This is a genomic window from Psychroserpens sp. AS72, assembly GCF_038900375.1.
Lineage (GTDB): Bacteria > Bacteroidota > Bacteroidia > Flavobacteriales > Flavobacteriaceae > Psychroserpens.
The window spans coordinates 116519-131795 of the sequence record NZ_JBBMRC010000012.1 but is presented as its reverse complement, the minus strand read 5'-3'; the positions used below and the strand labels follow the sequence as shown (position 1 = coordinate 131795).

General features: G+C 33.9%; 10 protein-coding genes. 5 read left to right on the top strand and 5 right to left on the bottom strand.

Annotated elements, in window-relative coordinates; all coding sequences use genetic code 11:
• Both WNY78_RS17130 and WNY78_RS17125 read left to right on the top strand, forming a co-directional pair.
• Nucleotides 1-1937, top strand: a 1937-nt coding sequence (locus WNY78_RS17130) for a T9SS type A sorting domain-containing protein (protein WP_342874443.1), incomplete at its 5' end; no start/stop codon positions are given.
• A 250-nt stretch (nucleotides 1938-2187) separates the two neighbouring features.
• Nucleotides 2188-8691: a choice-of-anchor D domain-containing protein gene (locus WNY78_RS17125; RefSeq protein WP_342874442.1), complete on the top strand. Its 6504-nt coding sequence runs from the start codon at nucleotides 2188-2190 to the stop codon at nucleotides 8689-8691.
• A 95-nt stretch (nucleotides 8692-8786) separates the two neighbouring features.
• On the opposite strand, the gene hisS is transcribed toward WNY78_RS17125, so the two are convergent.
• Nucleotides 8787-10196, bottom strand: a complete 1410-nt coding sequence (gene hisS / locus WNY78_RS17120) for a histidine--tRNA ligase (protein ID WP_342874441.1) — start codon at nucleotides 10194-10196, stop codon at nucleotides 8787-8789.
• A gap of 359 nt (nucleotides 10197-10555) precedes the next feature.
• Here hisS and WNY78_RS17115 point away from each other — a divergent pair, with 359 nt between their 5' ends.
• The 3 genes from WNY78_RS17115 to WNY78_RS17105 all read left to right on the top strand — a co-directional run bounded on the left by WNY78_RS17115 (nucleotide 10556) and on the right by WNY78_RS17105 (nucleotide 13471).
• Nucleotides 10556-11794, top strand: a complete 1239-nt coding sequence (locus WNY78_RS17115; protein WP_342874440.1) for an ABC transporter permease — start codon at nucleotides 10556-10558, stop codon at nucleotides 11792-11794.
• Complete coding sequence (locus WNY78_RS17110) at nucleotides 11787-12701, top strand: AraC family transcriptional regulator (protein ID WP_342874439.1); 915 nt, start codon at nucleotides 11787-11789, stop codon at nucleotides 12699-12701. The genes WNY78_RS17115 and WNY78_RS17110 overlap by 8 nt, the downstream gene beginning before the upstream one ends.
• Before the next feature lie 116 nt (nucleotides 12702-12817).
• Nucleotides 12818-13471: a hypothetical protein gene (locus tag WNY78_RS17105; RefSeq protein WP_342874438.1), complete on the top strand. Its 654-nt coding sequence runs from the start codon at nucleotides 12818-12820 to the stop codon at nucleotides 13469-13471.
• Nucleotides 13472-13473: 2 nt separating this feature from the next.
• Here the strand turns inward: WNY78_RS17105 and WNY78_RS17100 are convergent, their stop codons facing one another.
• The 4 genes from WNY78_RS17100 to rpsF all read right to left on the bottom strand — a co-directional run bounded on the left by WNY78_RS17100 (nucleotide 13474) and on the right by rpsF (nucleotide 15217).
• Nucleotides 13474-13947, bottom strand: a complete 474-nt coding sequence (locus tag WNY78_RS17100; protein WP_342874437.1) for a DUF6495 family protein — start codon at nucleotides 13945-13947, stop codon at nucleotides 13474-13476.
• Between the two features lie 169 nt (nucleotides 13948-14116).
• Nucleotides 14117-14566, bottom strand: coding sequence for a 50S ribosomal protein L9 (gene rplI / locus WNY78_RS17095; protein WP_342874436.1), 450 nt, complete (start codon nucleotides 14564-14566; stop codon nucleotides 14117-14119).
• Between the two features lie 13 nt (nucleotides 14567-14579).
• Nucleotides 14580-14876 (bottom strand): 30S ribosomal protein S18, encoded by a 297-nt coding sequence (gene rpsR, locus WNY78_RS17090; RefSeq protein ID WP_028873640.1) that lies wholly within the window; start codon nucleotides 14874-14876, stop codon nucleotides 14580-14582.
• 2 nt (nucleotides 14877-14878) lie between these two features.
• On the bottom strand, nucleotides 14879-15217 hold the full coding sequence (rpsF, locus tag WNY78_RS17085) for a 30S ribosomal protein S6 (RefSeq protein WP_342874435.1): 339 nt from the start codon (nucleotides 15215-15217) through the stop codon (nucleotides 14879-14881).
• Nucleotides 15218-15277 lie beyond the last annotated feature (60 nt).

Here is a 15277-nt window from a genome sequence, read left to right as displayed (position 1 = left end):
CACTTGATAATATAAATATTGAGGCAGATCCTGCAACTGGATCAAATCCACCAGTTGCTGTATGTCAAAACATCAATATACAATTAGATGCTACTGGAAATGCAACAATAGTTGCTGCAGATGTAGATGGTGGTTCAACAGATGATGTTGCCATTACAAACTATGCAATAGATATAAACTCATTTGATTGTTCAAATATAGGGACTCCTGTTGATGTCACATTAACAGTTACAGACGAAGATAACCAAACAGATACGTGTGTTGCAACGGTAACCGTAACCAGTCAAGATCAACCTACAGCAGTAAACTGTTGGGACAATTTTGTATACAATAACACAACATGTATTTGGGAAAATACAGGAACACAAGATCCTGAACCAACTGCAACTAACTGTTGGGATGATTACCAATTTAATACAACATTATGTGCATGGGAAAACGTAGGAACACAAGATCCTGAACCGACTGCAACTAACTGTTGGGATGATTACCAATTTAATACAACATTGTGTGCATGGGAAAACGTAGGAACACAAGACCCTGAACCAACTGCAACTAACTGTTGGGATGATTATCAATTCAATACAACATTGTGTGCGTGGGAAAACGTAGGAACACAAGACCCTGAACCAACTGCTACTAACTGTTGGGATGATTATCAATTCAATACAACATTATGTGCATGGGAAAACTTAGGAACGCAAGATCCTGAACCAACTGCTACTAACTGTTGGGATGATTATCAATTCAATACAACATTATGTGCATGGGAAAATGTAGGAACGCAAGATCCTGAACCGACTACAACTAACTGTTGGGATGATTACCAATTTAATACAACATTATGTGCATGGGAAAATGTAGGAACGCAAGATCCTGAACCGACTGCAACTAACTGTTGGGATGATTACCAATTTAATACAACATTGTGTGCATGGGAAAACGTTGGAACACAAGATCCTGAACCAACTGCAACTAACTGTTGGGATGATTACCAATTTAATACAACATTATGTGCGTGGGAAAACGTAGGAACACAAGACCCTGAACCAACTGCAACTAACTGTTGGGATGATTATCAATTTAATACAACATTATGTGCATGGGAAAACGTAGGAACACAAGACCCTGAACCAACTGCAACTAACTGTTGGGATGATTACCAATTTAATACAACATTGTGTGCATGGGAAAATGTAGGAACGCAAGATCCTGAACCGACTGCAACTAACTGTTGGGATGATTATCAATTTAATACAACATTATGTGCATGGGAAAATGTAGGAACGCAAGATCCTGAACCAACTGCAACTAACTGTTGGGATGATTATCAATTCAATACAACATTATGTGCATGGGAAAACGTAGGAACGCAAGATCCTGAACCATCTACGGAATGTTACGAAACTGCAACATTTAACGAGACTACTTGTTCTTGGGATGTCACTGATAACGGTTTAGGTATCACATATTATGCTGACACTGATGTTGATGGATATGGAGACCCTGACAATTCAATTGTTGATTGTTCTTTACCTCCTGGATATGTTCTTAACAATACAGATTGTGATGACACAAATCATTTAGTGAACCCTGGAGCTACAGAAATTCCTGATAATGGTATTGATGATGACTGCGTAGGTGGTGATGATAGTACTTTAGGTGTTGAAGCAATTAATGAATTAGATATAACTATCATACCAAATCCTTTTAATTCAGTAATAAAAATCAACTTACCGTTAAGTTATAATGGTACTGATTTCGAAATCAATATTTATGATTTAAACGGAAGAGTTGTTTACAAAAAAATAGCACATAGTTTGAACGGTTCTATCATTGTAAATGAACTTGGTAATTTAGAAGAAGCTCCATACTTTATTAAAATTTCTAACACAGATAATGGTAAAACTGTGATTGAAAAATTATTAAAATACTAAAAATCATTCAATTAACTGAAAAAAAAGCTGGATATAAAATCCAGCTTTTTTATTTACTTCATATAAGTCTATAGTATAACTTATTAATCTTTTTGTACGAATACACTTGAAAAATACGAATCATAAAGCATTGATTATCAATTAAATAAAAATTAAACATGTATTTCGTCGAATTTATTTGCATTTCATAGAGTTGAGTTCTATATTTGTACCATAAATTTATTAGTCCCAAACTAAAATTTAACCGCTTATGAAAACTTCTACACTTTCAATTAGAAAGTATGCTCTAATATTTTGCATACTTATATTTTCAAATTTATCATTTTCACAAACCACTATCGCATCCCACAATTTTGATACAGGAACCTTAGATGGTTGGTCAGATGGAGGAAGTGATGCTGGACTTTTTAATAATTCCTCCTATTCATGTAGTGGTAATTATTCAATTTACAGTAAAGATAATGATAGAATTACTGGTAACAATATAATGACATCACCAACATATGATCTAACATCATACTCAACGGTTACTGTTTCATTTTGTGGAAGAAGAGCAAATACTGATAATGGTGAAGGTTTCGATTTAGACTTTTATGATGGAAGTACATGGCACACTGTTAGAACTTTTGTAAGAGGCACTGATTTTGATGGTAGTTTTGGAGCGAGTTATTATCTTAGCTACACTATAGATTCTGCTACTTATACATTTGACGTTAACTCGCAAATAAGATTTTCTAGTAATGCAAACGATGACAATGAATACTTCTTTTTTGATAATATTGCTATTACTGGTCCTGCAACATGTGACTCAGCAATTTCTGCTTTTCCTTATTCAGAAGGATTTGAATCAGGATTAGGTGATTGGACTCAATCTTCAGGTGACGATAATGACTGGACAAGAGAAACTGGTGGAACACCTTCTGGTTCAACAGGTCCAGATGCTTCAAATGAAGGTTCGTGGTATATGTTTACAGAAGCTAGTGACCCTAACTTTTATAATACATTTATTTTAGAAAGTCCTTGTTTTGATTTAACTTCAGAAACTTCAGCGCTATTCGATTTTTATTATCACATGTATGGATCAGGAATGGGAGATTTATTCCTAGAAATCAGTACAGATGAAGGTAATACCTATCCAACCGTACTATGGTCACAGACAGCTGGTCAAACACATACAAGTAATGGTGATGCATGGGATTTACAAAATGTCAACCTTAATGCTTATGTAGGACAAACCATCAAATTACGTTTTAGAGGTGAAACGGGTGGAGACTATAGAAGTGATATGGCAATAGATAACATTTCATTAACGACTACAGTAGTTGCAGGTCCTGAGATAAACATACAAGGTAATGGTACTACAATTGCTGATGGAGATGCTACTCCTAGTGTAACTGATGACACAGATTTTGGTACTGTATCAACCATATTTGGTACAGAAACTAACACATTTACAATTTATAATTTAGGAACTACAACACTTACTTTAACAGGAGCTTCACCTTATGTAGTTATTTCTGGTATTAATGCAGCAGATTTCACACTAGATACAACACCTTCTAACACAATTGCTAGTGGTGCAAATACTACGTTTACTATAACTTTTGAACCAGGTGGAGTTGGCCTTAGAACTGCTACAGTAACCATAGCAAATGATGATGTAAATGAAGATCCTTATAATTTCAATATTCAAGGAAATGGTTTTACACCTTTCCCAGAAATTAATGTACAAGGAAACGCTACAACAATTGTAGATGGAGACACAACACCTTCATCTACTGATGACACAAATTTTGGAAGTATTAATATAGTAGGCGAAACTAATGTAAACACCTTTACTATTCAAAATACAGGATCTTCTACCCTATCAGTTGGTAGTGTGAGTATCACAGGAGCTAATGCTGCAGATTTTACAGTTACAGCTACACCAGCAGGATCAGTTGCGGCTTCAAGTAACACAACTTTTGATATTACATTTGAACCAAGTGCGGTTGGTATTAGAACTGCATCTGTAACCATTGTTAATGGTGATTCTGATGAAAACCCTTATAATTTTGACATACTAGGAACAGGTATAACTGGTCCTCCATCCTACACTGCATATTATGAAGATTTTGACAAAACTAATGGTGGTTGGACAAATACAACATCAACTAATGACTCATGGATTTGGACCAATAGTTTTCCTACTACCGAATTAGGTGAAGGAAGTTTTTGGAGAAATAATAATTTTGACAACTATAATAACAATACGAACATAATAATAGAAAGTCCAACAATTAATCTTTCAGGATTATACAATTTACAACTAACTTTAGATGTAAAATGTAAAACTGAAGACAACGTTGATGGAATGATAATTCAATACTCAATAGCTGGCGGATCATGGACTACTCTTGGTGCTACAGGAGATGGTACGAATTGGTATGAAGATTATACATCTGCATTTGGAAGTGATGCTTGGAATGGAGACACACATACACAATCTCCAACATTCAATCCTCATAATCAATTTAATAATACTAGAATAGATCTTAATGATGCTTTGTTTTCTAATCAAAGTAATGTGAAATTTAGACTTCAATTTAGAAGTGATGGATCTAGTGTTAATGATGGTGTTGCATTTGATAATTTTAGAATTGAAGCAGATCCAATTACAGCTTTAACAGATGCTTCTGTTGCACCTGCAGACCTTACAAGTAACTTAAGGCTTTGGCTGAAAATGAATGATGGCGTAGTTGCTACAGACGGAAACCCTTTAACAGAATGGGAAGATCAAGCATATGCTAATGATTTAGATAAAGAAGATGCTAGTGCAGCCGCTTCAATAGCTCCAACATACAGAGATAATGCTACAAGAAACATTAATTTTAATCCTGTTGCCGACTTTGATAACAGTAATGTTGAGTATATGAATGGTAAAGGTGGTTTCTTCTCACAAGATTACTTTGTAGTTTTCCATAGTGATGATGAAATAGATACAGAAACAGGTACTAATTCACCAGGAAGACAATTTGCTATAGGTGGAAGATTTGCTGCTGTAGCTTTTCACGAAGATCCAACTGGTTTAGGTGTGGGAAGTGTATCTGGAAGATATGCCAATGAAATTTTATCGCATACAGTAGATTCATATCCTTTATCAGGACCTCCAGATGATGATTCATATGGTAGAAGTTTTTCTTCAGCTAGTGAAAGTTACCAAAACCATCCAACAATTGTTAATGTAAAAACAAATGTAGCTGGTACCCTATCAGAAATATACAAAAATGGTAAACGTGTTGATAATACAACTGGTGTTGCTGGTGATGGTGGAACACTAAATTTCACTGAATTTAACAACCTATCCTTTTTATTAGGTACTGGACGTAGTGGAATTGCAGGAAGAACAACATCTCAAATGAATGGTATGATTGCCGAAGTGATTTCGTACTCATCACCTAATTCAGCAATAAACCAACAAAAAATACAAAGTTATTTAGCTCTTAAATATGGAGTGACTTTACAAAGTTCTGCAACAGGATATGCACACAGCAACCATAGACAGAATGATGTAGATTATATAGATTCTCAAGGAACTGTTATTTGGGATGCCAGTGCAAATGCAGCATACAACTATGATATTGCTGGTATTGGACGTGATGACGCTTCAATCTTAAATCAAAAACAATCTAAAAGTCAAAACTTAGAAATAGATGGAACTGGTCCAACTAGTGGGTTTTTAACCATTGGATTAAATGACATTTATGACACTAACAATCAACATATCTCTGGAGAACCTACTACATTTAATGATAGAGAATTCTTAGTATGGGGAAATAATGGTGAAGATCTAAATTTAGCAGCCTCAGTGATTTCAGTAAATATGAGTGCTGATATATCTCCTGCTCTAACTACTAACGTATCGTTTACAGCGATGCGACGTGTTTGGAAAGTAGTAGAAACAGGTGGAGACGTATCTTCTGCTAAAATAAGATTACCTCAAAATGCAATTAGAAATATTTCGCCTCCTGGTAACTACTATATGTTTATCTCAAGTACTGGAGTATTTGATCCAACAGCAGATTATAGAATTATGACTCCAGATGGTTTAGGTAACCTAGAAACAGACTACGATTTTGATGGAACAAAATACATCACTTTTGGATATGCTCCTAGAATTGAAGTAGTACGTTCTGTATATTTTGATGGTAGTGTTGATTATGTTGATATGGAAGATGCATTAGACCTCAACCCTTCAGGATTTACAATTTCAGCATGGATAAAAAGGGACGCAGCAGATAGTGGTACTAAATCAATAGTATCTAAAAGAAATATATCATTTACTACAGGATACGATTTTAGAATTTTAAATAGTAATAGATTAAATATTACATGGAAAAACCCAGGAAGTAGAACACTTACATCTTCTACTGCAATACCTGATGATGAGTGGCATCATGTTGCAGTCATCTACAATGGAACTTCTGCAAAAATTTATATAGATGGTGTTGAAGATGCTACTGCAAATCTAGTAGCTCCAATAGATACTGATGATTCGTTCTTTATTGCCGCTGCAGGTAAGAATGCTCCTATTCAACATTTTAGAGGTAATATCGACGAAGTAAGAGTCTGGGATACAACATTAACTCCAACACAATTAAGATTCATAATGAATCAAGAAATTAATGATAACTCAAGTTTTGTAGAAGGTAAAGTCTTACCAAATACAATTACGAAAAATGATGTAGCTACATTACCATGGGCAAAATTGGCAGGATATTATCCAATGTCGGTTTATACTTATACGAATACTGAAGATGCTTCAGGTAACGGTAATCAAGGTGCTTTAAGAAACCTTAAAACTGTTGATAGACAAACTGCTCCATTACCTTATATTTCACAATCTGGAGGAGATTGGTCTAATAAAAGCACATGGCTTAATGGTAATATTCAAGCTGTACCTAACCAACCATCTTTAGTTAATAGCTCGATACCTATTGACTGGAATATAGTTCGTGTGGGACATAATGTGAAAATTGAAACAGAAACTGTTGTAGGTAGAGATAGACAAGTCTTAGGACTATATGTTGATGCTGGAGAATTAACTGTTGATGGTGATAATGCCATTGCTACAGCTGGTAACGGTTTAACGGTATCTCATTACTTAAAACTTGACGGTAAAATTGATCTTGAGGGTCAGTCACAACTTGTACAAGGAATTGGTAGTGAATTAGATCCTACATCGTCTGGATCTCTAGAAAAAGACCAACAAGGTACTGCAGATCTTTACACTTATAACTACTGGTCTTCTCCAGTTGGTGAAACCAATGCTGTTTCTAACAATAACTCTTACTCTGTTAAAGATGTAATGTTTGATGGTGTAAACCCTATCAACTTTAGTAACTCAGGCTATGATGGTGCTGATGGAGGAACAATTACAATTGCAGATTACTGGATTTGGAAATTTGCTAATCAAGCAGATGATGATTATTCTGCATGGCAACATGTAAGACAAAACGGAAGTATTTTTGCAGGAGAAGGGTTTACGATGAAAGGTCCTGGATCTGGTGCAATTGCAGACGAACAAAACTATGTATTCTTAGGAAAACCTAATAATGGAGATATAAATTTAACACTTAATGCTGGAAACGATTACCTCGTTGGTAACCCTTACCCATCTGCAATAAATGCAAACACATTTATTACAGATAATGGACCTAATATTACTGGTGCTGGAGCAAATCCTTTAATTAGTGGTACACTTTACTTCTGGGAACATTGGGGAGGCGGAAGTCACAACTTACAAGAATACCAAGGTGGTTATGCAACTTATAACTTCTCTGGTGGAGCTCCTGCTCCTTCAATGGGAACAAATGACCCAGATGTAGGTACAGGTGGATCTCCAACAAAAACTCCAGGTGCTTTTATTCCTGTAAGTCAAGGTTTCTTTGTAGTGGGTGAAACTACTGGTACGATAAATTTCAATAACGGTCAACGTGAATACAAAAGAGAAAAGGCTACAGGTGCAGATAATTCAGTATTTGTAAGAAGTTCTGACACATCTACAAGTGCAAGCGATAGTAATGAAATTACTGATGATAGAATGAAATTTAGAATTGGATTTAACTCTATAAATACAATTCACAGACAATTATTATTAACAATTGATGAAGCTACAACTACTGGTTATGATTGGGCTTATGATGCCAAAATTTATGATGATCAAATGGATGATTTATTTTGGATGATTGATAATGAGAAATACACAATCCAAGGAAGTAATGAAGCAGAGCCTGAAAGTGTATATCCTCTTGGTATAAAAACTATTGATGACGGTTTAAATACAATCACTATTGATGATTTAGAGAATGTACCAGATAGTATTGATATTTTCATTCATGATTTAGATACTGATACCTATCATGACCTTAGAGCTGGAGATTTTGAGTTTGTATTACAAGCTGGAGAATACCTAAATAAATTTGAATTAACGTTTAGTAATGCAGATGCTCTAAGTGTTGATGACGAAAAACTAAATACAATTGATGTTTTCTATAATTTAGAAACAGAAAGCATAGCTTTATATAACCCTAATTTTGTCGATGTGAAGTCTATTTCATTATTTAACATCATCGGACAAGAAGTTGCAAAAATTGAAGACATTTCAGAACTGGACTATTCTGAATACCAAGTTAAGAATCTTAGCACTGGAACTTACATTCTTAAGATAGACACTTTAAGCGGTTTACTATCTAAGAAAGTTCTAGTCAAGTAAAAATAGATCCCAAATCTACCATAAACTTAACTTTAAAAAAGCCTCAATCCTTAATTGGAAAGAGGCTTTTTAATTTTTTATATACTTCGGAAATGTTAATTCAACAACGTTATCAACTGTTCTAAAGTCACTTCTTGCTGATCTCCACTTTCCATATTTTTTAAAGTGAATGTATTATTAGCCATTTCAGATTCTCCTAGCAAGACCACAAACGGAATATTTCGTTTATTAGCATAATTAAACTGTTTGATGGTTTTCTTATTATCAGGAAACAACTCAGCACTCACACCATTTTCTCTCAACGCTTTAATCGCTTTCATACTAGCCATTGCTTCTGCTTCTCCAAAATTGATGAAGAGTACTTTTACTGTATTTGTTATCGTTTCTGGGAATAAACCTAAATCTTCAAGCACCAATGCAATACGGTCCAAACCAAAACTGATTCCTACTCCACTCATTTCTTTGAGTCCAAAGATTCCAGTTAAATCATCATAACGACCTCCTCCTCCTATAGATCCCATTTTTACACCTTCGGGAGCGGCAACTTCAAAAATAGCTCCTGTGTAATAATTGAGTCCGCGAGCAAGCGTCACATCCAATTGCAAGGTTGCCGTTTTTAAACCTAGCGTTGTAATCCCTTTATTGATAAATTCTAATTCTTCAATTCCTTTTTTTCCTTCTTCAGACGAGTTGAGAATTATTTTTAATTCATTAATCTGAGAACCAAAATCACCTTTTAAAGAAAATAAGGGTTGAAGTTTGGTAATACCTTCTTCGGAAATGCCCTTACTTCGCATTTCGTCTTTTACCTTCTCCTCTCCTATTTTATCCAATTTATCTAGAGCTACAGTAAAATCTATGAGCTTATCTTGAGCTCCAATAACTTCTGCAATTCCTGATAAAATTTTACGGTTATTGATTTTTATGGTAACACCATCTAGTTTTAAAGCCGAAAATACTGCATCATACAACTGTATAAATTCTACTTCTTGCCATAAAGAATCACTCCCAACAACATCTGCATCACATTGGTAAAACTCTCTAAATCGACCTTTTTGTGGACGATCTGCTCTCCAAACGGGTTGAATTTGATAACGTTTAAATGGAAAGTCAATTTCGTTTTGGTGTTGTACAACGTATCTTGCGAAAGGTACTGTTAAGTCGTAGCGAAGGGCTTTTTCTGAGATTGTTTTTGTAACTGAGTTTAGATTATAAGATAAATTGTCAAGATTTCCACTTTCTGTATTTTTGACATAATCAGTAAAAGAGTCTTTTACTTTACTCAAATAATCACCACTATTCAAAATCTTAAAAATCAAGCGATCACCTTCTTCTCCATATTTCCCCATTAAGGTCTCTGAGTTTTCAAAACTTGGTGTCTCGATAGGTTGAAATCCGAAAATCTCAAATTGAGAGCGTATCGCATTAAAAATATAGTTTCGCTTTGCGACCTCTTGCGGATTAAAATCTCTTGTTCCCTTTGGGATGCTTGGTTTTTGTGCCATGTTTACTTCCCACGAAAGTGGGAATCTCTTTTAAAGTAGTTTTCAAATTTCCGTAGAAAAAGAAAACACCATATTCAACTTATTAAAAATGTCTCGTAATGTCATTTCGAGCGTAGTCGAGAAATCTCATATGCTTTTAAAACATTTCGACTACGCTCAAATTGACAGTATCTCATGAACAGACTAAATCCTATCATTTAAAATTTCCGAAGAAATAAAAACAAACCTCATTGTTAATCTTAATTCTTCACAAAAATATTATAATTTTTATAGGCAAGCAGAAGTTAATTGAATTTTATGGTAACTTTATTGTTGTTTTGTAGTCTTATTATAAAACGCAACCAACATTAAAGATCTTTATGTTTTCATTAGTTAGAGAAAATATCCGTATTGCATTTGATTCTATTAAAGGTCAATTGCTTCGAACTATACTTACCATTTTAATTATTGCCATAGGTATCACTGCTTTAGTTGGTATTTTGAGTGCTGTATCCGCCCTTGAGAATACGATTTCTAGTGATTTTTCATCGATGGGAGCAAATACGTTTAATATACAGCGTTACGATTTTACGACGCAACGACGTTCTAATGATGAACAAAAAATAAATCCTATTATTAATTACAGACAAGTAAAGGCTTTTGAGGAAGATTATAATTTTCCATTTACAAGTACGTCGTTATCATTTCAAGGGACGCGAACTGCAGAAGTGAAATTTGAAAATGAAAAAACAGATCCTGAAGTTCAGGTGTTTGGTGTTAATGAAAATTTTATTCCAAATTCTGGACTCGAAGTAGCAACTGGTCGAGCACTAAATTATTTTGATGTTAAAAACAGTAATAGTGTGTGTGTGATTGGAAGCGATTTACAAAAAGCACTATTGGCAGATGTGAACCCTATAAACCAAACGATTAGCATTAGAGGAGCTAAATTTAAAGTGATTGGTGTGCTTAAAGAGAAAGGCTCTACATTTGGTAATAATCAAGATTTAAGAGTATTAATGCCACTTCAAAAAGCGAGAACGATTTATACAAACGCAAATATTAATTACAGTTTAAGTATTAAAGCTGACAAAAAAGATATGCTTGAAGGCGCTCAAGATGAAGCTATTGTTTTGTTTAGAAATATTAGAGGATTAAATCCTATTGAAGAAAACAACTTTGGTATAGAACGTAGTGACGATTTAATTAATAGAATTGGTTCTATTACAGGTTACCTCTCAAAAGCTGCTTGGATCATAAGTATTATTACCATTTTTGGTTCTACCATTGCGTTATTTAATATGATGCTGGTCTCGGTTTCTGAACGTACGCGAGAAATTGGTGTTCGTAAAGCTTTGGGTGCAAAAAGCGGAACGATTGCTTCTCAGTTTTTTATAGAAACGATCATTATTGGACAACTTGGCGGACTTCTTGGTATTATTTTAGGAATCCTATTAGGTTATGGATTTGCAGCTCTTGTAGATTTTAACTTTGTGATTCCTTGGAGTGCAATGATTGCTGCCAGTCTTATTACATTTCTGGTTGCTGTAGTTTCTGGATCTTATCCTGCAGTTAAAGCAGCGAAACTGGATCCTGTGGAGTCTTTGAGGTATGAGTAAAATTCATAAACTCTCCAAACACCACATAAAAAGCATAAATAAAGCGCTACATTATATTGAAGAAAATCTAGAAAGCGACTTATCACTAGAAAATGTCTCCATTGTTGCACACTACTCGCCTTTTCATTTTCATCGTATTTTTAAAGCGTTCACAAATGAAACACTCAATCAATACATCGTTAGAAAACGTGTAGAAAAAGCATCTGCTGTTTTACTTCGGAAAAAAGTCATTACGATTTCAGAATTATCATTACAGTTTGGATTTACAAGTAACTCTTCATTTACAAGGGCTTTTAAGAGGTTTTATGGAGTGAGTCCGAGTGATTTCCGAAGACAAGGAAAAGGAACATATAGCAAGATTCGTCAAATGAAAAGCAAGATTGGGCAACCATCTACTAGTTTTGAAGCGTATGTTTGTGATAGTAATCAAAACAAAAAACACATGCAATCAAACATTGAAGTTAAATCTATAAATGAAATACAAACCGTTGGAACCTCTTGTATTGGTGTTCAAAATCTGTCATCTACATTCCAGAATGTTTTAGAATGGGCTGGTCCAAAAGGTTTATTACGCCAAGCAGATTTTAAAATGGCAACTGTATATTATGACAGTTTTAAAATTACTGCGCCAAACAAAGTAAGAATGCGAGCTTGCTTAATCGTTGATAATCCTTTACAAACTGAAGCAGACATGTCTCTAGTAACCATCAACAAAGGCAAGCATATTATAGCGCATCACGAAATTAATATTGGTGAGTTTGAACGTGTTTGGACTGAAATTTTTATGTGGATGAACACTAATGGTTACAAGATGAGAGACGAACCACCTTTTGAAATTTATCACAATGATTTTAACACACATCCTGAGAAAAAGTGTATTGTTGATTTGTATGTTCCTGTGGATTAAATAGTCTTACAAAGACTAAAACAATTCATCATCAAATTCTAACGTTTGAGAACCTTAAATTTCGTATCCCATTAAAGTAAGTTTAGATTTAGACTATAAAATAATTAACTTCTCAAATGGAAACGACGATAACAATTTTAATTTACATCCACGCTTTTTTTGGAGGCATAGGATTAATAACAGGAATAGGAAGTATTGTAGTCACAAAAGGAAGCCCAATACACAAAAAAATGGGGAAGTTGTTTACTATCGGAATGTTAGTTAGTACTTTAATTTCGATACCTGTTTCCTGTATGCCTAGTCATAAAAATCCGTTCTTATTATTAATAGGATTATTTACAATTTATCTTGTTTTAGCTGGCAATCGAGCACTATTATTTAAAACAAAAACAAATGCTAATTGGAAAGACAAATTAATTTCTGGAAGTATGCTTTTCTTTTCAATAATTATGCTAACCCTTGGACTATATAAATATATTTATAATGATATACTCAACATTTTATACTTCGTTTTTGGAAGTATAGGACTTTTACTAACATTAAATGATTTCAAATTTTATAAAAATCCAAGCCAACATAAAAGCGGTTGGATACGATCACATATAGGAAAAATGGTTGGTGCATTAATCGCTTCAATTACTGCATTTTTAGTAGCTGGATTAAGTTTAAGTAATTTAATAACCTGGATTCTTCCTTCAATTATCGGAACGTTTTATATTATATATTGGACACGAAAAATGAAGTCAAAAGCAAAATCTAGCAAGATCTAAAGCTATGATCCTAACAAATTCTCAAAATAGTTATATAAATCTCCTTTAGTAATGTTAGCGCCTTCTTGGATTAATTTAAATTTATCTAAACCTTTATCTTCAGAATAGTCTTTTACAGCTGTAAACATTTCAACATCATCAGAAAGCAGATTGTCTTTAAACCATGCATAACCTTCTTTGGTTGTAATATCTATATCTGTGTTTTTAATTTTTAGCGCAATTAAACGCATTTGCTTTTCTGTACAGTGAAATAAATGCATTTGTTGTGGTGAGATATGCTCTAAATAACTGACTTTAGACAACACACCTTGCCAGATTAAATCGCTAAAAACATCTAGTTCTTGCTCTGCAACTTCTGGTTTGTTTACTTTTAAATCTTCCCATTCTTCTGCAGTAATGGTTTGTGTAGCTAAAAAATTGATAAATTCTTGGTGCAATTCTTCAAACTGCTCTTTTGTAAGTCTTGAATACTTCATTTGGTACTTTTATTGTTCAAATAGACAAATGGTTACCGTAAACGGCATCGAAAATTAAATTTTGTTTCCGAGACATCGAAAACCTCTTTTTAAAAAATAATAGGTAATTAAAATTTATAAAAAAGCCTCAACTAAAAAGTTGAGGCCTTAAGTATAATGTATTTAAAGCTTAAGCTTGTGCTACAACTTCAAATTCTAAATCTACTGATACAGCTCTGTGTAATCTAATAACAGATTCGTATTTACCTAAACGTTTAACAGTTCCACCAGCAACAGTGATAAACTTTTTGTCTATCTCGTGTCCAGCTTTTTGTAATTCGTTAGCTAAGTCAATATTATTTACAGATCCAAATAATTTATCTCCAGTTCCAACTTTAGAAGAAATTTTAATTTCTAATTCTTTGATGGCATCTGCAGTTTTTTGTGCTGCTTCAATAATTGACTTTTCTTTGTAAGCTCTTTGCTTCAATGTTTCTGCTAATACTTTCTTAGCAGATGACGTTGCCATTACAGCATGTCCATTAGGAATTAAAAAGTTTCTACCATAACCGTTCTTTACTGTTACAATATCGTCTGTAAATCCTAAATTATCAACGTCTTGTTTTAATATAAGTTCCATAGTTATTGGTATTTTATTTTAATAAATCTGCTACGTAAGGCATCAACGCTAAGTGACGCGCTCTTTTTACTGCTACAGATACTTTTCTTTGATATTTTAAAGATGTTCCTGTTAAACGTCTTGGTAAAATTTTACCTTGTTCGTTTACAAAACCTAATAACCAATCTGCATCTTTGTAATCAACATACTTGATTCCAGATTTCTTAAAACGACAATATTTCTTCGTTTTGCTCGTGTCAATATTTAATGGTGTAAGATATCTAATCTCACCATCTTTTTTTCCTTTTGCTTGTTGTTCTATTGAAGACATAATTACGCTTTTTGTTTATCTCTAATTCTTCTTTTCTCTGCCCAAGCAATCGCATGCTTGTCTAAAGCAACTGTTAAGTAACGCATAAAACGCTCATCACGTCTAAACTCTACTTCTAATGGATTAATGTGTTCTCCATCAACAGTGTACTCAAATAAGTGGTAAAATCCACTTTTCTTGTTTTGAATTGGGTAAGCTAATTTTTTTAAGCCCCAATCTTCTTTGGCTACCATCTTTGCTCCTCTAGACGTAAGAAATTCTTCGTATTTCTGTACTGTCTCCTTTATCTGGTCATCAGATAAAACGGGATTTAAGATGAAAACAGTTTCATAATGATTCATAAAAATCTATTTATTTGTGTTAAAAATGAGTGCAAAAATAACCATTATTTCTAATTCTGG

Bases quoted from the DNA above. Each gene is read 5' to 3' on its own strand.
- WNY78_RS17115 (WP_342874440.1), top strand. From the start codon at position 10,556: ATGTTTTCATTAGTTAGAGAAAATATCCGTATTGCATTTGATTCTATT.
- rplI (WP_342874436.1), bottom strand. From the start codon at position 14,566: ATGGAACTTATATTAAAACAAGACGTTGATAATTTAGGATTTACAGAC.
- WNY78_RS17100 (WP_342874437.1), bottom strand. From the start codon at position 13,947: ATGAAGTATTCAAGACTTACAAAAGAGCAGTTTGAAGAATTGCACCAA.
- rpsR (WP_028873640.1), bottom strand. From the start codon at position 14,876: ATGTCTTCAATAGAACAACAAGCAAAAGGAAAAAAAGATGGTGAGATT.
- WNY78_RS17105 (WP_342874438.1), top strand. From the start codon at position 12,818: ATGGAAACGACGATAACAATTTTAATTTACATCCACGCTTTTTTTGGA.
- WNY78_RS17110 (WP_342874439.1), top strand. From the start codon at position 11,787: ATGAGTAAAATTCATAAACTCTCCAAACACCACATAAAAAGCATAAAT.
- rpsF (WP_342874435.1), bottom strand. From the start codon at position 15,217: ATGAATCATTATGAAACTGTTTTCATCTTAAATCCCGTTTTATCTGAT.
- hisS (WP_342874441.1), bottom strand. From the start codon at position 10,196: ATGGCACAAAAACCAAGCATCCCAAAGGGAACAAGAGATTTTAATCCG.
- WNY78_RS17125 (WP_342874442.1), top strand. From the start codon at position 2,188: ATGAAAACTTCTACACTTTCAATTAGAAAGTATGCTCTAATATTTTGC.